General features: G+C 65.2%; 21 protein-coding genes. 13 read left to right on the forward strand and 8 right to left on the reverse strand.

Features of this window, described 5'->3' with window-relative positions; genetic code table 11:
• Positions 1-3: 3 nt before the first annotated feature.
• A complete protein-coding gene (locus tag BKX93_RS06585) occupies positions 4-792 on the reverse strand; it encodes a substrate-binding periplasmic protein (protein ID WP_046158269.1) in 789 nt (262 codons plus the stop codon).
• A gap of 202 nt (positions 793-994) precedes the next feature.
• Positions 995-1,732 carry a substrate-binding periplasmic protein gene (locus tag BKX93_RS06590; RefSeq protein ID WP_046158268.1) on the reverse strand — a complete coding sequence of 246 codons (738 nt, stop codon included), beginning with the start codon at positions 1,730-1,732 and terminating at the stop codon, positions 995-997.
• Between the two features lie 171 nt (positions 1,733-1,903).
• Here BKX93_RS06590 and BKX93_RS06595 point away from each other — a divergent pair, with 171 nt between their 5' ends.
• Positions 1,904-2,731 carry a hypothetical protein gene (locus tag BKX93_RS06595; RefSeq protein ID WP_046158267.1) on the forward strand — a complete coding sequence of 276 codons (828 nt, stop codon included), beginning with the start codon at positions 1,904-1,906 and terminating at the stop codon, positions 2,729-2,731.
• A gap of 22 nt (positions 2,732-2,753) precedes the next feature.
• On the opposite strand, the gene BKX93_RS06600 is transcribed toward BKX93_RS06595, so the two are convergent.
• On the reverse strand, positions 2,754-3,272 hold the full coding sequence (locus BKX93_RS06600) for a winged helix DNA-binding protein (RefSeq protein ID WP_046158266.1): 519 nt from the start codon (positions 3,270-3,272) through the stop codon (positions 2,754-2,756).
• A 141-nt stretch (positions 3,273-3,413) separates the two neighbouring features.
• On the opposite strand from BKX93_RS06600, the gene pxpB reads away from it, so the two are divergent.
• From pxpB to pcp, 6 genes are read left to right on the forward strand one after another with little or no spacing between them, the layout of a single operon-like run.
• On the forward strand, positions 3,414-4,076 hold the full coding sequence (gene pxpB, locus BKX93_RS06605; RefSeq protein WP_070979245.1) for a 5-oxoprolinase subunit PxpB: 663 nt from the start codon (positions 3,414-3,416) through the stop codon (positions 4,074-4,076).
• Positions 4,076-5,002: a 5-oxoprolinase subunit C family protein gene (locus BKX93_RS06610; protein ID WP_046167148.1), complete on the forward strand. Its 927-nt coding sequence runs from the start codon at positions 4,076-4,078 to the stop codon at positions 5,000-5,002. Before pxpB ends, BKX93_RS06610 begins: the two co-directional genes overlap by 1 nt.
• On the forward strand, positions 4,992-5,729 hold the full coding sequence (gene pxpA / locus BKX93_RS06615) for a 5-oxoprolinase subunit PxpA (protein ID WP_070979246.1): 738 nt from the start codon (positions 4,992-4,994) through the stop codon (positions 5,727-5,729). Before BKX93_RS06610 ends, pxpA begins: the two co-directional genes overlap by 11 nt.
• A 31-nt stretch (positions 5,730-5,760) precedes the next feature.
• Positions 5,761-6,462, forward strand: a complete 702-nt coding sequence (locus tag BKX93_RS06620) for a DUF969 domain-containing protein (protein ID WP_046158262.1) — start codon at positions 5,761-5,763, stop codon at positions 6,460-6,462.
• Complete coding sequence (locus BKX93_RS06625) at positions 6,462-7,415, forward strand: DUF979 domain-containing protein (protein WP_244887250.1); 954 nt, start codon at positions 6,462-6,464, stop codon at positions 7,413-7,415. The genes BKX93_RS06620 and BKX93_RS06625 overlap by 1 nt, the downstream gene beginning before the upstream one ends.
• Positions 7,416-7,427: 12 nt before the next feature.
• Positions 7,428-8,060 (forward strand): pyroglutamyl-peptidase I, encoded by a 633-nt coding sequence (gene pcp / locus BKX93_RS06630; protein WP_070979250.1) that lies wholly within the window; start codon positions 7,428-7,430, stop codon positions 8,058-8,060.
• A gap of 52 nt (positions 8,061-8,112) precedes the next feature.
• Here the strand turns inward: pcp and phhA are convergent, their stop codons facing one another.
• Positions 8,113-9,006, reverse strand: a complete 894-nt coding sequence (gene phhA, locus BKX93_RS06635; protein WP_070979252.1) for a phenylalanine 4-monooxygenase — start codon at positions 9,004-9,006, stop codon at positions 8,113-8,115.
• A gap of 129 nt (positions 9,007-9,135) precedes the next feature.
• On the opposite strand from phhA, the gene BKX93_RS06640 reads away from it, so the two are divergent.
• Together BKX93_RS06640 and BKX93_RS06645 are read left to right on the forward strand one after the other, a co-directional pair.
• A complete protein-coding gene (locus tag BKX93_RS06640; RefSeq protein ID WP_043618703.1) occupies positions 9,136-9,615 on the forward strand; it encodes an Lrp/AsnC family transcriptional regulator in 480 nt (159 codons plus the stop codon).
• 166 nt (positions 9,616-9,781) lie between these two features.
• Positions 9,782-10,345, forward strand: coding sequence for a cysteine dioxygenase (locus BKX93_RS06645; RefSeq protein ID WP_070979254.1), 564 nt, complete (start codon positions 9,782-9,784; stop codon positions 10,343-10,345).
• Positions 10,346-10,403: 58 nt separating this feature from the next.
• Here BKX93_RS06645 and BKX93_RS06650 read toward each other — a convergent pair whose 3' ends face one another.
• Positions 10,404-11,738, reverse strand: a complete 1,335-nt coding sequence (locus BKX93_RS06650) for an OmpP1/FadL family transporter (protein WP_070979255.1) — start codon at positions 11,736-11,738, stop codon at positions 10,404-10,406.
• A gap of 245 nt (positions 11,739-11,983) precedes the next feature.
• Between BKX93_RS06650 and BKX93_RS06655 the strand changes: the two genes are divergently transcribed.
• The 4 genes from BKX93_RS06655 (at position 11,984) to BKX93_RS06670 (ending at position 16,833) form a co-directional block, all read left to right on the forward strand.
• The gene (locus tag BKX93_RS06655; protein WP_070979257.1) at positions 11,984-12,541 is read left to right on the forward strand and encodes a peptidylprolyl isomerase; all 558 of its coding nucleotides are present in this window, start codon (positions 11,984-11,986) and stop codon (positions 12,539-12,541) included.
• A 35-nt stretch (positions 12,542-12,576) separates the two neighbouring features.
• Entirely contained in the window at positions 12,577-13,068 is a 492-nt protein-coding gene (locus BKX93_RS06660) for a peptidylprolyl isomerase (protein ID WP_046158255.1), read from the forward strand.
• A 68-nt stretch (positions 13,069-13,136) separates the two neighbouring features.
• Positions 13,137-13,847, forward strand: a complete 711-nt coding sequence (locus tag BKX93_RS06665) for a UDP-2,3-diacylglucosamine diphosphatase (protein ID WP_046167140.1) — start codon at positions 13,137-13,139, stop codon at positions 13,845-13,847.
• A 634-nt stretch (positions 13,848-14,481) separates the two neighbouring features.
• Positions 14,482-16,833, forward strand: coding sequence for a TonB-dependent receptor (locus BKX93_RS06670; protein WP_070979258.1), 2,352 nt, complete (start codon positions 14,482-14,484; stop codon positions 16,831-16,833).
• A gap of 55 nt (positions 16,834-16,888) precedes the next feature.
• Here the strand turns inward: BKX93_RS06670 and BKX93_RS06675 are convergent, their stop codons facing one another.
• The 3 genes from BKX93_RS06675 to BKX93_RS06685 all read right to left on the reverse strand — a co-directional run bounded on the left by BKX93_RS06675 (position 16,889) and on the right by BKX93_RS06685 (position 20,045).
• A complete protein-coding gene (locus BKX93_RS06675) occupies positions 16,889-17,515 on the reverse strand; it encodes a hypothetical protein (protein ID WP_070979260.1) in 627 nt (208 codons plus the stop codon).
• A gap of 255 nt (positions 17,516-17,770) precedes the next feature.
• On the reverse strand, positions 17,771-19,108 hold the full coding sequence (gene tilS, locus BKX93_RS06680) for a tRNA lysidine(34) synthetase TilS (RefSeq protein WP_070979262.1): 1,338 nt from the start codon (positions 19,106-19,108) through the stop codon (positions 17,771-17,773).
• Positions 19,080-20,045 (reverse strand): acetyl-CoA carboxylase carboxyltransferase subunit alpha, encoded by a 966-nt coding sequence (locus BKX93_RS06685; protein WP_046158251.1) that lies wholly within the window; start codon positions 20,043-20,045, stop codon positions 19,080-19,082. The genes tilS and BKX93_RS06685 overlap by 29 nt, the downstream gene beginning before the upstream one ends.
• Between the last annotated feature and the right edge of the window lie 113 nt (positions 20,046-20,158).

Below are 20,158 nucleotides of genomic sequence, written 5' to 3' on the forward strand. Positions count from 1 at the left end.
TGCTCACGGCTCCGGATACGGCGCGCCGAACTGGCTGCGATACAGGCGCGCCACGGTTCCGTCCTGCCGCATCTCCGCCAACGCCCGGGCGAACGCCTGGCACACCGGCTCCGGCACGCTCTTCCTGCTGAACACGTAGTAGCCCTCGCCGGCCCGCCAGGACGGCTCCAGCGGCGCGATCTCCGGCTTCTCCGGCAGGCGGGCCAGCTCGCGGGTGGCCGTCGCCATCGTGGCCAGCAGCAGATTGGTCCGCCCCAGTTGCAGCTTGCGCATGCTGACCTCCAGGGTCTCGCTGATCTCGACATGCACGTTCGGCGGCGGCGTCTGCAGCCAGCGGTCCAGCTGCGCGCCGTAGCTGTCGCCCCGGGTCACGCCCAAAAGCACCTCTCCCTGGCGCCCCAGATCGTCCAATTGCCGCACCGGCCAGCGCGCGGCCTTGTCGCTGCGCGCCCACAACCTGACTATCGTCGGACTGTAGCCAGGCGCAAAACAGGCATAGGCCTCGCGCTCCGGCGTTCTCAAGGCCTGCATCGCCGCGTCCACCTGCCCCAGCCGCAGCTGTTGCAAGGTGCGGGGCCAGGGCATCAGGCGGTAGGTCAGCCGGCATCCCAGCCTACCCGCCGCCAAATTCAGCAACTGCACCGCGTAGCCGTCGGGCTCGCCGCTGCGCCCCTGATAATGGAAAGGCGGCCATTCATCCCAGCCGATGCTGAGCGGCCTGCCGCAAATCCCTTCGGCAACCGCCGGCAAGGTCCAGACCACCAGCCAAATGACACGTCCGATTCCCAGCACTCATCCCTCCCGCAATCGGCAAGCGCACTCTCCTAACCATGTAGGTAGGATAGAATTCTCCACAGCCCATGCGGGCCACATCCCCACCCACGACGCGCTCGATGAACGACCAGAGGCATTGACCTCAAACCATAAAGCCCCCTGGCCATGACAAAAGATGTCCCTGGGACGCTCGTAAAAAAACATAAGCAGGCTCTGAGGCTCAGGGGCCGGGATAAGCGATATTGAAACGGCTGCGGTAAAGCCGGCCCACCACGCCATCGTGTTTCATGTCGCGCAAGGCGCCGGCAAAAGCCTGGCACAGCTCGGGGGACACGCTGCGCTTGCTGAAGACGTAAAATGCTCCCCCTATCGGCCATGCCGGCGACAAGGCCACGATCGCTGGCTGCTGCGGCAAGCGGGCCAGCTCATTCGGCAGCGTGTCCATGCTAGCCAGCAACAGGTCTATCCGCCCCAGCTGCAGCTTGCGCAAACTGCCGGCCAGCGTTTCCCCGGGGTCGATCCTCACCATGCCGGGGGGCGCTTTCAGCCAGCGGTCCCATGTGTCGCCGTAGCTGTCGCCATGCGTCACACCCAGCCTGACCATGCCCAGCTTGCCCAGGTCCTGCAGCTGGGAGACCGGCCAATGCGCCGCGCGATCGCCGCGCGCCCACAGCCGCACCAGCGAGGAGCTGTAGCCCGGCACAAAACAAGCGTACGCCTCCCGCTCCGGCGTTTTCAACGCCTGCATCGCGACATCCACCGTACCCAGCTTCAGCTCCTGCAAGGTGCGCGACCAGGGAATCTGGCGATACGCCAGGCGACAGCCTATGCGCGCGGCAGCCTGGTTCAGCAGCTCCACCGAATAGCCCGCTGGCCGGCCATCCCGCCCCTGGTAGTGATACGGCGGCCGCTCCTCCCAACCCACCTGGATCGGCTTGCCGCATATCCCGCCCGCCATCGCCGGCAAAACCCAACATGCCAGGAAAGAAAAATTCCCGATGAACCGCACCGTCGCCTCCCGCCCTCGGCAAGCGCAAGCGCGCTCCCCTACAATGTAGGATAGAATCCCCATGCCGATGGCGTCCGGCGGACACAAGCAACCACCACCCAGCGACAGAACCACTGCCACATGACTTCGAACAATACCCAGAACAACGAGCCTCACCAGACAACGGAAGAGATTCCGCTGCCTCCGCCGGAAAGCGAAGTCACGCTGGCCAACCTGGCCATCCCGCTGGGCGAGACCATACTGACGCTCAGCACCGACGGCCGCCCCATCTACGGCATCCTGCAGCGCAGCCGGGCGATGACGGCCCAATCCGATTACTTCCGCCTGCAGTTCCGCGGCTACGCCCGCTCCGACGGCGCGCACTGGCAACCGCTGGAAGGCGACGACAGCCGCTTCCACGCCGTCTACAACCTGGCCTGGATTCGGGTGGACCGCCCCAGCAAGAGCGTGACTTTCGGCCCCAAAAGCGGCGTGCAGGCCAGTCCCGGCCTGGCCGGCAGCGGGCTGGACACCTATTTGTTCGCCAGCGTCATCACCTGGGCCAAGGGCGTCTGCCCCGAGTTCGCCATCAACCCCGGCATGATCACCATGGGCCAGACCCACTCCGAGGAAGAACGGCTGCACTGCCACGCCTTCTTCGCCGGCCAGGGCTTTCAGTTCGAATGGCAGGACCCGGCCCAGCGCACCGCGCTGTACTTCAAGGACAAGGTGAGCAAGCTCTTGGGTGTGTGGAACAAGGAGGCCATCAAGGAGTTCGGCGGCGAGGAGATGCTGAAAACGCTGGCCGGCCAGGACGAGGCGCGCGCCGAGCTGCAGCAGCAGCTGGACAAGCTGGAAAGCGCGCACGACAGCATGAAGCGCGCGCTGCAGAAGGAAAAAAGCACCTCGCAAATCCTGACCGGGGTGCTGATACTGGCCGCCATTTTCGCGATCTGGGCCGTCATCTAGGCTCGCAAGCGGCGCACAACGGTCAGAACGACGCGCCGGCCCTGGCAGCCTGGTCGTAAATGCCGGCCAGGGTGCGCATCAACTGGGCGATGTCGCCGATCAGCGGATTGGCGATGCCGCCGTCGCCCAACGTCGCCATCAGGCACTGCTCTCGCACCTGTCGGTAGCGCTCGCAGAGCTCGCGGCCGCTCTCCGTCGTGGAAAACAGCACTTCCTTGCCGCTTTTCTCGCTCTCCACATACCCCATCTTGACCAGCTTCTTCAAGGCGTAGGACACCACGTGGGTATCCTCCATGTTCAGCACGAAACAGATGTCGGCCAGCTTTTTCTGCCGCCCGCGATGGTTGACGTGATGAACCAGCAGCACCTCGGTCGGCGTCATGTCCTTCTCGCCCGCCGCCGCCATGCAGCGCACCATCCAGCGGTGGAAAGCGTTGTTGACCACGGTCAGGCTGAACTCGAACTCGGACAGCTCCGGACTGCGCTCGGAAACCAGATGCTGCGAGGACACGATCTTAGGCAAATCTTGCGTCGTTGACACCCATTCTCTCCATATTGCGCCACAGTAGGTGGCAGGCCGCGAGGCAGCGATAAATTGACGAGAAATTCTCGACATAGCATCATCGCACCCAATCAAGCCATTATCATATCCATATTCCCGATTCACGCCATCCCGCACGCGATGCAATCTGATTCCACTTCCCCGCCGGCCATTCATTGGCTGGGCGCCCAGGCGCTGGTGCTGGAGCTGCCGCCGCCGGCCACGCTGGATCGCCAGCGCCGCATCTGGCGGCTGGCCGAGCAGCTGCGCGCCGACACCGACTTCCGCGAAGTCATCCCCGGCATGAACAACCTGACGCTGGAACTGCGCCCCGGCGCGAACGCCTCCGCGCTGCCGGCCCGGCTGCGACGGCTGTGGCAACGCGCGGACGGCGCGGAGGAAGCCGCCCGGGTAGTGGAAATCCCGGTGCGCTACGGCGGCCGCCACGGTCCGGATCTGGAAATAGTGGCGCGCCACTGCGGCCTGGCGCCGGACGAGGTCGTCGCCCGCCACTCCGCAGCCCGCTATACGGTTTTCTTCCTGGGCTTTCAACCCGGCTTCGCCTATCTGGGCGGCCTGGACCCCGCGCTGACCGCGCCGCGCCGCGCCACGCCCAGGCAAAAAGTGCCGGCCGGCTCGGTGGCCATAGGCGGCAGCCAGACCGGCATCTACCCCACCGCCTCCCCCGGCGGCTGGCAAATCATAGGACGCAGCGACACAGCGCTGTTCGACCCCGCGCGCCAGCCGCCCTGTCCGCTGCGGCCGGGCGACGCCGTGCGCTTCATTCCCCTGGAGGACGCCTGATGCTGGAAGTGATCAAGGCCGGACCGCAAACCACGGTGCAGGACCTGGGCCGCTTCGGCGCGCGCCATCTGGGGGTGTGCCGCGCCGGCGCCATGGACGCGCTGGCGCTGACCGTCGCCAATCGCCTGGTGGGCAACCCCGCCGGCGCGGCCGCGCTGGAAATCACGCTGCCGCCGGCAGGCTTTCGCCTGCTGCGCGACGGCATGCTGGCGCTGGCCGGCGCCGACTGCCGGGCCACGCTGGACGGCGAGCCGGTATGGCCGGGCTGGCGCACCGCCTTCCGCGCCGGCCAGTCGCTGAGGCTGGAAGCGCCAAGCAGCGGCATGCGCGCCTACCTGGCGATCGACGGCGGCGTGAATGTGCCGCTGCTGATGGAATCGGCCAGCACCGACCTGATGGCTGGCTTCGGCGGACTCTATGGCCGCGCGCTGCGCGACGGCGACCGGCTGCCGCTGGGTCGTCCGCAGCCGCCGCGCGGCAAGCTTGGCGTCTGGCTGCCGAGGCCGGGCAACCGCATCCGCGTCTGTCCGGGGCCGGAATACGCCTTGCTGCCCAAACCCGCCCGCCAGCGGCTATGGAGCCACCCCTGGCAGCTGACGCCGCGCAGCAACCGCATGGGCTACCGGCTGGCGGGGCCGGCGCTGCGCTTGAGCGAAGCGGTGGAGATGCCGTCCCACGGCGCGCTGCCGGGCCTGATCCAGTTGCCGCCGGACGGCCAGCCCATCGTGCTGATGGCCGACGCCCAGGCCACCGGCGGCTATCCCCGGCTGGGCATGGTGGTGGCCGCCGACCTGTGGCAGCTGGGCCAGGCGAGGCTGGGCAGCCAGCTGCATTTCATCGAAGCCGGCCGCGATGACGCCGAACAGGCCGACCGGGAGCTGCAACGCTATCTGTGGAGAATCGAAAGGGTGTGCGATGAACATTGACCTCAACGCCGACGTCGGCGAAGGCTGCGGCGACGACGCCGAACTGCTGGACCTGGTCAGCTCCGCCAACATCGCCTGCGGCTGGCACGCCGGCGACGCCGACACCATGCGCAAGACCGTCCTGCTCGCCCTGGAAAGGGGCGTCGCCATCGGCGCCCACCCCAGCTTTCCCGACCGGGAACACTTCGGCCGCCGCGAAATGCGGCTGCCGATGGAAACGGCGCGGGCCGGCCTGCTATACCAATTGGGCGCGCTGGACGCCATCGTCCGCGCCGAAGGCGGCGCGCTGCGGCACGTCAAGCCTCACGGCGCGCTGTACAACCAGGCCGCGCGCGACCCCGAGCTGGCCACGACGCTGGCCCGCGCGATCCGCGACTACAACCCCGCGCTGCGGGCCGTCGGCCTGGCCGGCGGCTGCTTCATCGACGCCTGCCGCGCCGAAGGGCTGGACACATGGCAGGAAGCCTTCGCCGACCGCGGCTACCGCGCCGACGGCAGTCTGGTGCCGCGCGGCGCGCCCGGCGATCTGCTGGCGGACGACGCCGCCATGCTGGCCCAGGCGGAAGACATGGTATTGCGGCAAACCGTGGCCGCGGCGGACGGCCAGCGCGTGGCCGTTCGCGCCGACACCCTGTGCCTGCACGGCGACGGCGCCCATGCGCTGCGCTTCGCCCGCCTGCTGCGCCGGCGGCTGGAAGCGCTGGGCGTGAACGTGCGGGCCGGCTGAGCCGGCATCATCCAGGCGATAAGGACAAAACATGGACCAAACCGTCAATCTTTGGCCGCTGCTCGGCATCGCCGCCGTCATTCTGGGCTTCCTGCTGCGCGGCAATCCGCTGCTGGTGGTCTGCTGCGCCGGCATCGTCACCGGCGCGGCCGCCGGCCTAGACCCCCTGGCCATCCTGGCCAAGGTGGGCGACGGCTTCATGAAAACCCGCAGCCTGTCCGCCGCCCTGCTGCTGGCCTTGCTGGCGGTCGGACTGGCGGAACGCCACGGCTTGCGCGAACGCGCCTACCGCTGGATACAGGACATCGGCGACGCCACCGCCGGCGGCCTGCTGATCGTCTACCTGCTGGCGCGCCAGCTGTCGGCCGCGCTGGGCCTGTCCGCCCAGGGCGGGCACCCCCAGGTGGTGCGGCCCATCCTGGTGCCGATGGCTGAGGGCGCCTGGGAAAAGCTGCACGGCAAGCTCAGCGCCGCGCAACGCACGCGCCTGCGCGCGATGTGCGCGGCCACCGACAACATCGGCCTGTTCTTCGGCGAAAACCTGTTCGTCGCCTTCAGCGCCGTGATCCTGATGCACGCTTTCATGCGGGAGAACGGCCACGCGCTAGACCCGCTCTACCTGGCGCTGTGGGGCATTCCCACCGCCATGTTCGCCTTTCTGATCCACGCCGGCCGGCTCGCCTGGCATGAATATCGCCTCAGCCGCGCCGCCCAACAGGAGGATCTGGAATAATGCTGCTGGCGCAATACCTGTACTGGCTGGTGGGCGGCATCCTGCTGCTAACCGCCGGCATGACGCTGCGGGACAGGCACCACCCGCGCCGACTGGGCAGCGCGGCCTTCTGGGGCTTGTTCGGACTGCTGTTCATCGCCGGCGACTGGCTGCCCGCGGAGCTGGCCGGCGCGATGGTGCTGGCCATGGTGCTGCTGGCCGGGCTGGGGCGGCTGGCACCGGGCCGGCATGACGCGCTGCCGCCCGAGCGCCTGCAGGACAGCCTGCGGCGGCTGGGCAACCGCATCTTCCTGCCCTCGCTGCTGCTGCCGCTGCTGACCATCGCGCTGAGCCTGCTCGCCCGCCGCCTTCCATCCTCCGGCGCCCCGCTGCTGGACCCCAAAAACATCACCATCATGGCGCTGGGCATCGCCTGTCTGGCGTCCACCGCCCTGGCCTGCCGGCTCACCCGGGAAACGCCGCTGCAGGCGGTGCGGGAAACCCGCCGCCTGCTGGACAACGTGGGCTGGGCCTTCCTGCTGCCCCAGGTGCTGGCCTTGCTGGGCTTGCTGTTCGCCGACGCCGGCGTCGGCAAGGCCATCGCCCACCTCTCGGCGCATTACCTGCCGCTGGAGATCCGTTGGCTGGCGGTGCTGACCTATGTGCTGGGAATGGCCTTGTTCACGGTGATCATGGGCAACGCTTTCGCCGCCTTCCCGGTGATGACCGCCGGCATCGGCCTGCCCTTCCTGGTGGGCGCCCATCACGGCGACCCGGCGGTGATGGCGGCCATCGGCATGTTCTCCGGCTATTGCGGCACGCTGATGACGCCGATGGCGGCCAATTTCAACATCGTGCCGGCGGCATTGCTGGAGCTGCCGGACCGCAACGCGGTGATCAAGGCCCAATTTCCCACCGCGCTGGCCTTGCTGGCGGTGAATGCCGTATTGTTGGACTGGCTGATGTTCCGCTGAGGAAATGACCGTATGAAAACCGTCTTGCTGACCGGCTTCGAGCCTTTCGGCGGCGAAACCATCAATCCGTCCTGGGAGGCGGCCCGCCGCCTGGATGGCGAAACCATCGCCGGCGCGCGCGTGCACGCGCGGCTGCTGCCCTGCGCCTTCGGTTCGGCGCTGGACGCGCTCAACCACGAGCTCGACGCGCTGCGGCCCGACATCGCCATCGCCGTGGGCCAGGCGGGCGGACGGCCCGACATCGCGGTGGAGCGCGTGGCGATCAATATCGACGACGCCCGCTTTCCCGACAACGCCGGCCGGCAGCCGATAGACCAGCCGATCGTCGCGGACGGCCCCGCCGCCTACTTTTCCACGCTGCCGATCAAGGCCATCGTCGCCGGCCTGCGGGAGCGCGGCCTGCCCGCCACCGTGTCGCAAAGCGCGGGCACCTTCGTCTGCAACCACGTGATGTACGGCCTGCTGCACCGCGGCGGCTTGCGCGGCGGCTTCATCCATCTGCCCTTCCTGCCGGAACAGGCGGTCCGGCACCCCGGCGCGTTCAGCCTGACGCTGGACGACTGCGTGTCGGCGCTGCGGCTGGCGGTGGAGCTGTCGGTGACGCGCGAGCGCGACCTCGCGCTCAGCGGCGGCGGCCTCCACTAGACGTGAAAAAACCCGGCATCGCCGGGTCTCGCAGTGCTCGCCTTCCAATACTTCAGACGTCTTCGGTCTCCGCCCAGCCCTGGCGGTCGCCGCGGGTGATCACCGCGTCGTCCGGCGCGATGTCTCCGGCGCCCCACGGCTTCGCCTCCGCCAGTTCCTGGTAGAGCGGCGTGAAATCCGGCGCGGTGGCGTCGAACAGCTGCTTGAAGCTGTCGATGACGAAGTAGGTTTTCTGGAAGGTGTCGATCCGATAGCGCGTGTTCATGATGCGCATCAGGTCGAAGCCGACGCGGTTGGGGCTCGCGCTCTCCAGGCAGTAGATCGATTCCGACTTGCTGGACAGGATGCCCGCGCCGTAGATGCGCATGCCGGCCGGAGTCTGGATCAGGCCGAACTCCACCGTGTACCAGTACAGCCGCGCCAGCATCGGCAGCGCGCCCAGCGCCTTGGCCTTCACCCCGCCCTTGCCGTAAGCCTCCAGATAGTAGGCGAACACCGGATTGATCAGCAAGGGCACGTGGCCGAACAGATCGTGGAACACGTCCGGCTCCTGCAGATAGTCGAGCTGGTGCGGCTCGCGCAGCCACCAGGTGACCGGGAAGCGGCGGTTGGCCAGGTGCTCGAAGAACACATCGTCCGGAATCAGGCCCGGCACCGCGACGATCTTCCAACCGGTGGCGGCCATCAGCTTCTCGTTGAGCTTATTGAAGTCCGGCACCCGGTCGGCGTCCACTTCCAGGCGCTCCAGGCCTTCCAGGAACTCGTCGCAAGCGCGGCCGGGCAGCAGCTTGCATTGGCGCTGGTACAGCGTGGCCCAGGTGGCGTGATCTTCCGCGCTATAGCGATCCAGCGGCTGCGGCAGGGTGAAGTCGTTGGCGTCGTGGCTCAATCCGACATTTTTGCGGGTGGTGATGTCGGGCACCACAAAGTCGGCGCGGTCGTTCATTGCTGGGCTCCGTAGAATTTGGCGATTTACTCTAGTTTAGCCCGGCCGTCATGCGGAAAGACCGCATTATTTGCTATTTTTCCTTAAATTTTGCATACTTGCCGCATTAAACGTCATAAATTGCTTGATATGCGCAAAATTGAATTAGACCGCTTCGACCTGCAGATCCTGCACCTGCTGCAGCAGGATGCCCGCGCCACCCATCAGAAGCTGGCCCAGGACATTCCGCTGTCCGCCTCCCAGATCGGCCGCCGCATCCAGCGGATGGAGCAAAATGGCGTCATCCAGGGTTATCAGGTCGCGCTCAATCCCGAGCATGTCGGCCTGTCGGTGATGGCATTCGCCAACGTCAGCCTGGAGCGGCACAACGAAGCCGCGCTGCTGGACTTCGCCCAGTCCATCGACAATCTGCCCGAGGTGCTGGAATGCTACGCGGCGGCCGGCGAGGCCGACTACCTGCTGCGCATCGTGGTGCCGGACCTGCCGTCGCTGTCGTCCTTCGTGATGAACAAGCTGATGCAGCTGTCGCTGGTGCGCAGCGTGAAATCCACCATCGTGCTCAACGCGATCAAACAGACGATGAAGCTGCCCTTGTCCTCTCTGCCCTGAAACTCTCTGACATTTCTGTCCGTCTACTCTCCATGCCGCCGCGGCTATACCGGTACATGGCGGCAATCCGTTTTCCGGGCAGCCCATGCTGGAAACGATACAAGAAAGCGATTCGACATCGCCCAGAATCGCCGCCGCGCCACGCTCAAAGACCAAGGAGAAACCGATGGAAGCGTCCCCCGCCTGTCCGCCGTTCGACGCCTGCAGCCCCAACCTGGCCGCGTCGCTGCAACAGCTGTCGCTCTATTCCGGCAGCCTGAGCCAGGAACAGATTCTTCAATTCCACCGCGCGCTGCGCCCCTCACCGCAAGACCTCGCGCCGTTCCGACGCTTCGACGACGCGCGCTACTGCCGCAACCGCATCTACCGCGACGAACATTGCGAGCTATTGCTGTTGTGCTGGCGCGACGGCCAGCGCAGCCAGATCCACAACCACAAGGGCAGCCTGTGCGGGGTGCGAGTGATAGAGGGCGTCGCCACCGAGACCGTGTTCGAAACCACGCTCTCCGGCCAGCTGGCCGCGCGCGAAACCCGCGAGCTGGCCGCCGGCAGCCTGGTGATCAACGGCCATCTGGACATCCATCAGGTGGCCAATCTGCAAGCCGACGGCGGGGATCTGGTCACCCTGCACCTGTACTCGCCGCCGCTGGCCCGGATGGAACTGTTCGGCATGGAGCCTCCGCAGCGGCGGGTGCAATTGCTGGACGACTGTCTGGAATTCCAGATCTGATCCAGCCATAAAAAAAGGCGCGGCCTAAGCCGCGCCTTTTCTCATATCCAGACGGATATCAGAAGCGGTACTGCATCTGCACGCCCAGCAGGTGGCCGGTGATGGACGAGTACTCGCCCTGCAGATGGCTGGACGTGCCGAACGGGCTATGGGTCGTGTTGTCGACCTTCTTGTCGCCCAGCGCGCGCAGGTAGGCGTAGCCGACATCGACACTGGCCTGCTTGCTGATCTTGTAGCTGGCGCCCAGGCTCAGCCAAAGGCGGTTGGCGTCCGGGATCAGCGCGTTGCGGTCCTGCGCGCTCGGCACCGGGGTGGTTTCATAACCCAGGCCGCTGCGCAGCGTCAGCGCGTCGCTGTAGAAGTAATCGCCGCCGACCGAGAACATCCAGCTGTTCTTCCAGTTGTTGGGGATGCGGGTGGTGGTGTCGATGGGGCCAACCGCCGGGCTGCCCTTGACCACCAGCTGGTCGAAACGGCTCCAGCGGGTCCAGCGCGCGGTGGCGCCGACGGCGAACTTGCTGTTCAGCTTGCTGTAGCCGCTCAGCAGCAGCGACTCGGGCGCGGTCACTTCGGCGGAACCGGCGAAGGTGCCGTTCAGCTTCAGGCCCAGCGGCGCCAGCGGGCCGGCGGTCGGGAAGCCGGAGTTGGTGTAATCGCCTTCCGCCTTGTGATGGATCTTGGAGCGGTAGGACAAGCCGATGCGGCTGTCCTGATTGAACGAGTACATCACGCCCAGGTTGTAGCCGAAGCCCCAGCTGTCGGCCTTCAGCTCGCCGGTGGCGCCGGGCAGGTAGGCGCCCTTCTTCAGATCGGCCTGCGCGTACTGCGCCGACACGCCGGCGCCGAAGCTCCAGCGCTCATCCAGCTTGTAAGCCAGCGACGGATTAATGTCCACGGTCTTGATGGAGCTGGAGATGCCGTTGTCGCGGCCGCCCCAGTTGTCGCTGTAGCGCGCTCCCAGGCCGAACGGCGTGGTGATGCCGATGCCGGCGTACAGCTTGTCGCTGATCTGATGGGTCAGGTAGGCGTTGGGGATCAGCTCGCCCGGCGCGCGACCGTTGTCGTTGGCGGAAACGGTGCTCTTGCCAACGACGGTGCCAGTCACTGGATTGACGGTGGTGGTCGTATTGCTGCCATTGAACGGCGCGTCGATCTCGGCGTAGGTGAAACCGCCCTGCACGCGGGTGCCGGACAGCAGGGTCATGCCGGCCGGGTTGTAGAACACGGCGGACAGGTCGTCGCCGGCCAGGCCGGCGCCGGCGTAGGCGCGGCCCATGCCGAGCGCGCTTTGCTCGGTCAACTGGAAACCGGCGGCCTGCGCGGCAGGCGCGGCGGCGAACAGGGCGGCGATGGAAACGGACAACAGACTCAGGGAGCGGGGTGCGGCTTGCATTGTATTTTGAATTCCTGAAATGAATCGCGCCGGACGGGCCGGCGCATCATGCAAACAGAATAAAAAGATAGTGCTTGCATCTTTTAGGGGGTGGAGTCTAAGCTCGAAATCCGCTCGCCGCAAGAGAAAAACATATCTTTGTTAAGCATTGCGAACCCGCCGCCGCGCTACGGCGCCTGCCTCCGCCGCGGACGGCTATGCTAGAATCAGCGCCCTGTCCCACAAGCCCGCAAAGCCATTCAACGATGAAGAAACTGATCAGCAGCCTGGCCCTCGCCGCCCTGCCCGCACTCGCCTTCGCCGCCCCGGTGGCGGAGATGGTCACCAACAAGGGCAATATCGAAATCGCGCTGGATTCGGCCAAGGCTCCCAAGTCCGTCGCCAATTTCGTCGCCTACGCCAAGGCCGGCCACTACAACGGCACCGTGTTCCACCGCGTGATCGACGGCTTCATGATCCAGGGCGGCGGTTTCGACGCCAAGCTCAACCAGAAACCTACCCGCGCGCCGATCGCCAACGAGGCCAACAACGGCCTGAAGAACGACGCCGGCACCATCGCGATGGCCCGCACCTCGGACCCCAACTCCGCCACCGCGCAGTTCTTCATCAACGTCGCCGGCAACGACTTCCTCAATTACAGTTCGCCGACGCCACAGGGCGCGGGCTACGCCGTGTTCGGCAAAGTCACCAAGGGCATGGATGTGGTCAACCGCATCGCCAAGCTCCGCACCGGGAGCATGAACGGCATGCAGGACGTGCCGTTCGAGCCGGTCATCATCCAAAAAGTCACCATCAAACCGTAAGGCCGTCCCGCGGCTGCATCGCAAAGGAAAACGCAATGATCAAACTGACGACCAACTTCGGTGAAATCACCCTGGAACTGGACCACGAGAAGGCGCCGAAAACCGCTGCCAACTTCGAAGAGTACGTGAAGAGCGGCCATTACGACGGCACCATCTTCCACCGCGTGATCAACGGCTTCATGATCCAGGGCGGCGGTTTCGACGCCGACATGAACCAGAAGCCCACCCGGGACCCGATCCAGAACGAGGCCAACAACGGCCTGTCCAACAAGACCTACACCGTCGCCATGGCCCGCACCATGGACCCGCACTCGGCGTCGGCCCAGTTCTTCATCAACGTCTCCGACAACGATTTCCTGGACTTCAAGTCCGAAAGCTCCCAGGGCTGGGGCTACGCGGTATTCGGCCAGGTAGTGGCCGGCCAGGAAGTGGTGGATCGCATCAAGACCGTCCGCACCGGCCGCAGCGGCATGCATCAGGATGTGCCGGTTGAGCCCGTCGTGCTCCAAAAGGCGGAAGTCATCTAAGCGTCCGCTTGCAAAATCCAGCCGGGGCCTCGCCCCGGCTTTGTCTTTCCCCGGATAAACCAGCAGCCATGGCCATTCATTTCATCTCCGACCTGCACCTCGCCGACGACACCCCGGCGCTCAACCAGTTGTTCCTGGACACGCTCGCCGCCTGGCGCGGCCGGATCGCGGCGCTGTACATCCTGGGAGACCTGTTCGAATACTGGGTGGGAGACGACGACGACTCCCCCTACCTGGAAGCGCCGCTGGCCGCGATGCGCGCCTTCGCCGCCGACACCCCGCTGTACGTGATGCGCGGCAACCGCGACTTCCTGCTGGGCGCCGGCTTCGAAGCCCGCAGCGGCGCCAGGCTGCTGGACGACCCGACGCTGATCGAGGCGCACGGCCGGCGCATCCTGCTCAGCCACGGCGACGCGCTGTGCACCGACGACGCAGCCTACCAGCAGTTCCGCGCGATGAGCCGCAACCCGCAGTGGCAGCAGGCGATGCTGGCCAAGCCGCTGGCCGAGCGCCACGCCATCGCCCGCCACGCCCGCGCGCAGAGCGAGATGAACAAGCAGCAAACCGGCCTGACCGCGATCTCCGACGTCACCGAGACCGCGGTGCGCGAGCTGCTGGCCGCCCATGACTGGCCCACGCTGGTCCACGGCCACACCCATCGCCCCGCCCATCACCTTCACGACGCGTCCAGCCGCTGGGTGATCCAGGATTGGCACGACGACCACGGCGGCTACCTGCGCCTGGATGAGCAGGGCATCGCTCAACTGCCGCTCTCTTAAGAACCGCTGACAAAACCCCTCAGCCTGCGTTGCGCCTCTCTGCCGCACGCGGGCGCTGCCTGCGGCGGCGCGCTCAAGCTCAGCGCCTCGGCGCGGACTTGCCAACAGCGTCAAGCTCTCCCCCGCCGCCACGCGCCGCTCCCCATCTCCCCAACGAAAGACGGCGCACCAAGCGGCTACAGTCAAAATTATGCCATATCAATTTTTATTCAAACTCCCGACCGGCTTTACAATCTATTAAAACTTGTCCGACTTTCTGCTCTGCCCACCCCAATTCAGCCTGGTCTCCTCTCTGCAAACTTCATTTAAAGACATATTTATTTATTCTTTTTGCAATATTTGTTTATTGAAATAGAAATGACAATAGACTAAATTTGCCGCTTAAAAATAATTCCAAGCCGAACTAATCCAAACTGGTTGTTTTCCAGACATGAGCGCGCCTAGACGCCACGCGTTTGCAGCGGCTCTCATGAACGCGAAATTTTCCAGCCAGGACAAGGCCCCGCCCTCCGCCTCACCCAAGTCATCCACTTGGTTTGCCATGCAATTGCCCATGCCTGACGGCAGGCCCGCTGCTGCGCATGAAAAATGCATCAGAACTAAAAATTGGTTTTTCTACATCTCAGGAAATGAAATGGATAAGAAGGCATACTTGCGCCCCTTGACTCTGGCCGTGCTCGCGGCCCTGGCCAGCCAGGCCGCGCTCGCTGAGGAAACCCAGCTGCAAACCGTCACCATCACCGGCGCCGGCGACAAGCTGGGCGTGGGATTGCTGCAGCAGCAGGAAGGCGCGCGCGCGCGCAGCGACGTCAGCAAGGCCGCGCTGGAGAAACAAAGCCCAACCTCCAACATTTATCAGGGCATCAACATGCTGCCCGGCGTCAACGCCTCCAGCCAGGATAACACCGGCATGTTCGGCGGCGCGCTGACCATACGCGGCTTCAACTCCGATCAGATCGGCGTCACCATCAACGGCGTGCCGGTCAACGACTCCGGCAGCTACAGCGTCTATCCGCAGGAATTCGTCGACCTGGAAAACCTGTGCCAGGGCTCGGTCACCCAGGGCTCCAGCGACACCGACGCGCCGCACATGGGCGCCAGCGGCGGCAATATGAGCTTCGTCACCTGCGATCCGGAAAAGGAGCGCCGCGTACGCATCGCCCAGAGCCTGGGCAGCAACAGCCTGCAGCGCACTTACATCCGCGGCGACACCGGCCTGTTCGCCGACGGCAAGGCCCGCGCCTTCGCCAGCTATTCGCACAGCGAAACCGACAAGTGGAAAGGCGCCGGCGGCATGAAGCGCGACCACGTGGACACCGGCATCCGCTACGATTTCAGCGGCGGCTACATCAACGCGTCCCTGCTGTACAACCGCCAGATCGGCAACGCTTTCGGCACCCCGACGCTGCAGCAGCTGCAGCAAACCGGCTATGGCTATGATTACGCCACCAACTTCATCCCGGGACATCTGACGCCGAAGAACGGCACCGCGCAGAAGGAAACCGGGCCGACTCCCGCCTATTATCAGCTGCAGCAAAACCCGTTTGAGAACGTGATCGCCAAGGTCGACGCCGTGCTGAAGCTCGGTCCGGACACCCGCGTCAAGATCCAGCCTTACTTCTGGTACGGCTACGGCGGCGCCACCAGCCAGCAGACGCAGTCCGAAAGCGCCTTCCTGAACAAGGCCGCCCATGCCGACACCGCGGCCAAGGATCTGAACGGCGACGGCGACACGCTGGACACCATCGTGGTCAACGGCAGCAGCATGACCCGCACCCGCCGCCCCGGCATCACCGTCACCATGGAGCAAAGCCTGGGCAACCACCTGCTGCAGGCCGGCATATGGTACGAGCGCGCCCAGCACATCCAGACCGGACCGGAAAGCCTGACCAACGCCGACGGCAGCCCGCAAGACCCGTGGATGCAGTCCAATCTGCTCACCCGGCCGGACGGCAGCCTGTACCAGTACCGCGATTGGGAAACCATCAGCACCGCCACCCAGCTGTTCGCCATCGGCACCTTCAACTTCCTGGACGACCGCCTGGGCATCAACGCCGGCCTGCGGACGCCGCAGATCAAGCGCGAATTCACCAATCACGCCAACGATGGCTGCGGCGCCTCCAGCAAGACCTGTGCGGCGGCCTACGACTACACGATCAATAAAACCTACCGCGAAACCCTGCCCAGCTTCGGCATGCGCTACTACCTGACGCCCAAGCAGCAGGTGTTCTTCAACATCACCAAGAACTACCGCGCGGTGCCCAACTATGCGTACAGCAGCAGCAACGGCAATGTGCAGGTGATCAACGGCCAGGTGGTGATGACCAACGACGTGGTGCCGGAAACCTCGGTCAACACCGACCTAGGCTATCGCTGGCAGGGCGACATCCTGACGCTCAGCGGCTCGCTGTTCAACGTGGACTTCAGCAACCGCCAGGCCAACTCCTATGACCCGGTGACGCTGAAATCGGTGAACATCAACGCCGGCGGCGTGCACACCTGGGGCGGCGAGATCGAGCTGGGCACCGTGCCGGTCAAGGGCTGGAGCGCCTACGCCTCGTTCACCAGCAACCACAGCGAAATCCAGAACAACCTGAACTGGAAGGACGCGTCCGGCAACAACACCCTGTTGCAGACCCAGGGCAACGACTTCCCGATGACGCCGCGCTGGATGGCCGCGCTGTCGCTGCAGTATTCGCCGGGCGCCTGGTATGTCCGCGCCGATGTCAAGCACACCGGCAAGCAGTTCGCCACCCTGGTCAACGACGAGGTGGTGCCGGAGTACACGACGGTGGACCTGGATGCCGGCTACCGCTTCGGCAATATGGGCATGCTGAAAAACCCGACGCTGAAATTGAACCTCAGCAATATGTTCAGCACCAGCTACCGCATCCCGAGCTCGTACAAGGTCAATGCCGCCGATACCGTGCGCTACAACCTTGGCGCGCCGCGCAGCGTGGCGGTGACGATGCAGGTCGATCTGTAATCATCAGCCCGCCAGATAAGAACAGGCCGGATATTCCGGCCTGTTTCTTTTCGGATCAGGCTTGCATCTGCGGCATCGCCTCGCCGTTGACGCTCACGCTGACAGCGCTGCCGCTCAGGGAAATTTCCACCTTCGACGGAGCAGGCATGCTCGACGTGTAATGACGGTACACCGCCATCCGTTCTGCGTCGTTGCTCGCCCGGTACCAGTCTCGGATATAGTCGCCGAATTCATCCATTGCCGGCACGCCGGCCGCGATCACGTGCAGATTGCAAATGGCGCTGTTCAGCTCCTGATTCTGGTTGCACAGCTGCTCGATGCGCGCCAGATCGGCCCGCTTGCCGGACAGCGTCACCTTCCCGTTCTCCACGCTGGCAATCTGAACCGACGGATTCATCGGCAAACAGGCCCGAGTCATCGCATCCGCCAGCAACTGGCGGACATATTCTCCATGCAAGGCGACGCTCTCCCGCGACGGCAGCAGCCATTTCACATCCTCGTCGTTCAGCGGGCCATCGTGAACTGGCGGCGGCCGCACGGTCGGCGCGCTGCCGGCCAATTGCCGGTGGGCCTGCTCCAGCGATGTGGCGAATTCATTGTCATGATTCTTGCCGGCAAGATTTGCCGGTTTTGCGCTTGATGGACTCACGCCGCTCTGCGCATAGACCCGATCCAGTCGCATGGCAGCCTCCTAACGATTAAGCGCCGCCGACAACGCGCCTGGGCTCAGGCTCTCGGTGAGGATTTGCAGGCAACGCCCCCATTAAGCAGCAAGAAATATTCCATCAGGATTGCCTTCTCGGCGAAAATACCAAGGCAGAGGCCGCGGCGGACATGAACACGCCGCCGCAGAATCGAGCTTCGGCGCGCCGGCCATCGCGCGAAAGCGGTGGAAACAGGAAGAATGGGAGCAAGCGTCCTTTGCGCGGGCGATCGGTCAGAGGCTAGCCGGACGCCATACCGGCCACCAGCCGGCCTCCATCGCCAAACGGTGAGATACGGCGATGCCAGGCACCGCCAGCAGTTCGCCATCCGCGCCGTACAGCAACGGCCAGCGGCGGCGCAGCAACGGCGGCACCCCGGCCTCGCGAAACAGGTCCTTCACCTCGCGGCGCCCCACCCGGGCGGACAGTTTCTCGCCGCCCCGGCGCGGCGCCAGACTGGCGCCGCTCGCCAGCAAGGCCTCCGGCAAGCCGTGATCGCGCCACTCCCAAGCCAGCTCGCCGCCCCACTCAGACAGCGGCTGAGCGTCGCCGCCGCGCCACAACAGCGCCGTGAATGCCGGCGGTTCCGCCAGTGCTTTAGGCCAGGCCTGCACAGTATCGGCAAAACGCAACAAGCAGCCCTGCGGCAACGTCAAAACCGGGCTGGCGCCCTGATCCGCATGCTCGGCCTGCCGCAGAAACTCCAGCAAAGCGCCCGGCTCCGGCGCCGGCCAGCCCAGCGCCTCCAGCCAAGCCAGCAAGGCCTGGCGTCGGCGCGGCGCGGACAGCGCCAGCAGCCGCGCGCAATCCAGCCCGTTTTCGGTTCGGCAGGCGCCCAGATCCTGGCGCGCTACCTCGTCCAGGATGGCCGCGGCATCGGCCTGCAGCATCGCCGCGCGCGCCAGATGGCTGCGGTAATGGGGCAGCGCCCGCTCCAGCCGCGGCAGGATGTCGTGCCGCAGCAGATTGCGGCGATAACGGGTGTCCAGATTGCTTTCGTCGTCGACCCAGGATAGCCCCCGCCCCCGGACATAAGCCTCCAGCCGCGCGCGCGGAATCTCCAGCAGCGGCCGCCACAGCAGCTTGCCGGCCGACAGCTCGCGCAGCGCCGGCATCGCCGCCAGCGCGCGCGCGCCGCCGCCGCGCAACAGCTGCAGCAATACGGTTTCGGCTTGGTCATCCTGATGATGGGCCAGCGCGATCACGCTGGCGGCGGAAAGCCGGTAGGCCGCGTAACGCGCCTCGCGCGCCGCGGCTTCGACGCTTTCGCCGCCGCCGGCGCGCACCTGCACCCGCTCGATGCGCAAAGACACGCCCAGAGCGTCGCACAAGGACTGGCAATGCCCAGCCCACGCGTCGGCGTTGGGGCTCAAGCCATGGTGGACATGCACGGCGGACAGCGCGAGCGCCGGCCGCCGCTCGCGCGCCTCGCACAGCAGCGACAACAGCGCCACCGAGTCCAGTCCGCCGGAAAGCCCGACCTCAAAAGCGAAAAGGCCGGACAATTCGTCCGGCCAGTGCTTGATCAGGCTGTCCGCCAGCTCAGGCTGCGTCTTCCTTGAAGCGGCCATAGCTCATCAGGCGGTCGAAACGCTCTTTCAGCAGCGCATCCATCGGTTTGGATTGCACGTCCTTCATCTCGTCCTGCAATACGCGCTTCAAGGTGGCCATCATCTGCGCATGGTCGCGATGGGCGCCGCCCACCGGCTCTGTGACCACGCGATCGATCAGGCCCAAAGTCTTCAGGCGCGGCGCGGTGATGCCCAGCGCCTCGGCGGCGTCGGACGCGCGCTCTGCCGTCTTCCACAGGATGGATGCGCAGCCTTCCGGCGAAATCACCGAATAGGTGGCGTACTGCAACATATTGACGTGGTCGCCCACTGCGATGGCCAAAGCGCCGCCGGAGCCGCCCTCGCCGATCACGGTGACGATGATGGGCACGCGCAGGCGAGTCATTTCATACAGGTTGCGCCCAATGGCTTCGGACTGGCTGCGCTCTTCCGCGCCAATGCCCGGCCAGGCGCCGGCGGTATCGACAAAAGTCATCACCGGAATGCCGAACTTCTCGGCCAGCTTCATCAGGCGCAGGGCCTTGCGATAGCCTTCCGGATGCGGCATGCCGAAATTGCGGCGGATCTTTTCCTTGGTGTCGCGGCCCTTTTGCTGGCCGATCACCACCACGGACTGGCCGTTGAAACGGGCAAGGCCGCCGACGATGGCGGCATCGTCGGCGAACGCGCGGTCGCCGTGCAGCTCTTCGAAATCGGTGAAGATGGCCTGGATGTAATCCAGCGTATAAGGACGCTGCGGATGGCGAGCCACCATCGCGATCTGCGAAGGCGTCAGCTTTGCGTATAGCGTCTTGGTCAGTTCCAGGCTCTTCTTCTGCAGGCGGGCGATCTCTTCGGAGATATCCAGCACGGAGTCGTCCTGCACGAAACGCAGCTCTTCAATTTTGTTCTCGAGCTCGGCAATCGGTTGCTCAAAATCGAGAAAGGTCGGCTTCATTCTTACAATCATCCGTCAAACCTAATCGCGGCATGATACATGAGGCGCGAAGCAGCCGTCACCCGCAGACCCGGCAAAAAGCCGAAAAATTGGAGCAAATATTCAAAATCGGC

The sequence above is a fragment of the Chromobacterium vaccinii genome (assembly GCF_001855275.1).
Taxonomy (GTDB): domain Bacteria; phylum Pseudomonadota; class Gammaproteobacteria; order Burkholderiales; family Chromobacteriaceae; genus Chromobacterium; species Chromobacterium vaccinii.

Excerpts from the sequence above, each read along its gene's own strand:
- BKX93_RS06590 (WP_046158268.1), bottom strand. The coding sequence starts at position 1,732 with ATGGCGGGCGGGATATGCGGCAAGCCGATCCAGGTGGGTTGGGAGGAG.
- pxpB (WP_070979245.1), top strand. The coding sequence starts at position 3,414 with ATGCAATCTGATTCCACTTCCCCGCCGGCCATTCATTGGCTGGGCGCC.
- phhA (WP_070979252.1), bottom strand. The coding sequence starts at position 9,006 with ATGAACGACCGCGCCGACTTTGTGGTGCCCGACATCACCACCCGCAAA.
- BKX93_RS06640 (WP_043618703.1), top strand. The coding sequence starts at position 9,136 with ATGCGCAAAATTGAATTAGACCGCTTCGACCTGCAGATCCTGCACCTG.
- BKX93_RS06660 (WP_046158255.1), top strand. The coding sequence starts at position 12,577 with ATGATCAAACTGACGACCAACTTCGGTGAAATCACCCTGGAACTGGAC.
- BKX93_RS06665 (WP_046167140.1), top strand. The coding sequence starts at position 13,137 with ATGGCCATTCATTTCATCTCCGACCTGCACCTCGCCGACGACACCCCG.
- BKX93_RS06645 (WP_070979254.1), top strand. The coding sequence starts at position 9,782 with ATGGAAGCGTCCCCCGCCTGTCCGCCGTTCGACGCCTGCAGCCCCAAC.
- pxpA (WP_070979246.1), top strand. The coding sequence starts at position 4,992 with ATGAACATTGACCTCAACGCCGACGTCGGCGAAGGCTGCGGCGACGAC.
- BKX93_RS06675 (WP_070979260.1), bottom strand. The coding sequence starts at position 17,515 with ATGCGACTGGATCGGGTCTATGCGCAGAGCGGCGTGAGTCCATCAAGC.
- tilS (WP_070979262.1), bottom strand. The coding sequence starts at position 19,108 with ATGGCCGCTTCAAGGAAGACGCAGCCTGAGCTGGCGGACAGCCTGATC.
- pcp (WP_070979250.1), top strand. The coding sequence starts at position 7,428 with ATGAAAACCGTCTTGCTGACCGGCTTCGAGCCTTTCGGCGGCGAAACC.
- BKX93_RS06620 (WP_046158262.1), top strand. The coding sequence starts at position 5,761 with ATGGACCAAACCGTCAATCTTTGGCCGCTGCTCGGCATCGCCGCCGTC.
- BKX93_RS06655 (WP_070979257.1), top strand. The coding sequence starts at position 11,984 with ATGAAGAAACTGATCAGCAGCCTGGCCCTCGCCGCCCTGCCCGCACTC.
- BKX93_RS06650 (WP_070979255.1), bottom strand. The coding sequence starts at position 11,738 with ATGCAAGCCGCACCCCGCTCCCTGAGTCTGTTGTCCGTTTCCATCGCC.
- BKX93_RS06685 (WP_046158251.1), bottom strand. The coding sequence starts at position 20,045 with ATGAAGCCGACCTTTCTCGATTTTGAGCAACCGATTGCCGAGCTCGAG.
- BKX93_RS06610 (WP_046167148.1), top strand. The coding sequence starts at position 4,076 with ATGCTGGAAGTGATCAAGGCCGGACCGCAAACCACGGTGCAGGACCTG.
- BKX93_RS06595 (WP_046158267.1), top strand. The coding sequence starts at position 1,904 with ATGACTTCGAACAATACCCAGAACAACGAGCCTCACCAGACAACGGAA.
- BKX93_RS06670 (WP_070979258.1), top strand. The coding sequence starts at position 14,482 with ATGGATAAGAAGGCATACTTGCGCCCCTTGACTCTGGCCGTGCTCGCG.
- BKX93_RS06625 (WP_244887250.1), top strand. The coding sequence starts at position 6,462 with ATGCTGCTGGCGCAATACCTGTACTGGCTGGTGGGCGGCATCCTGCTG.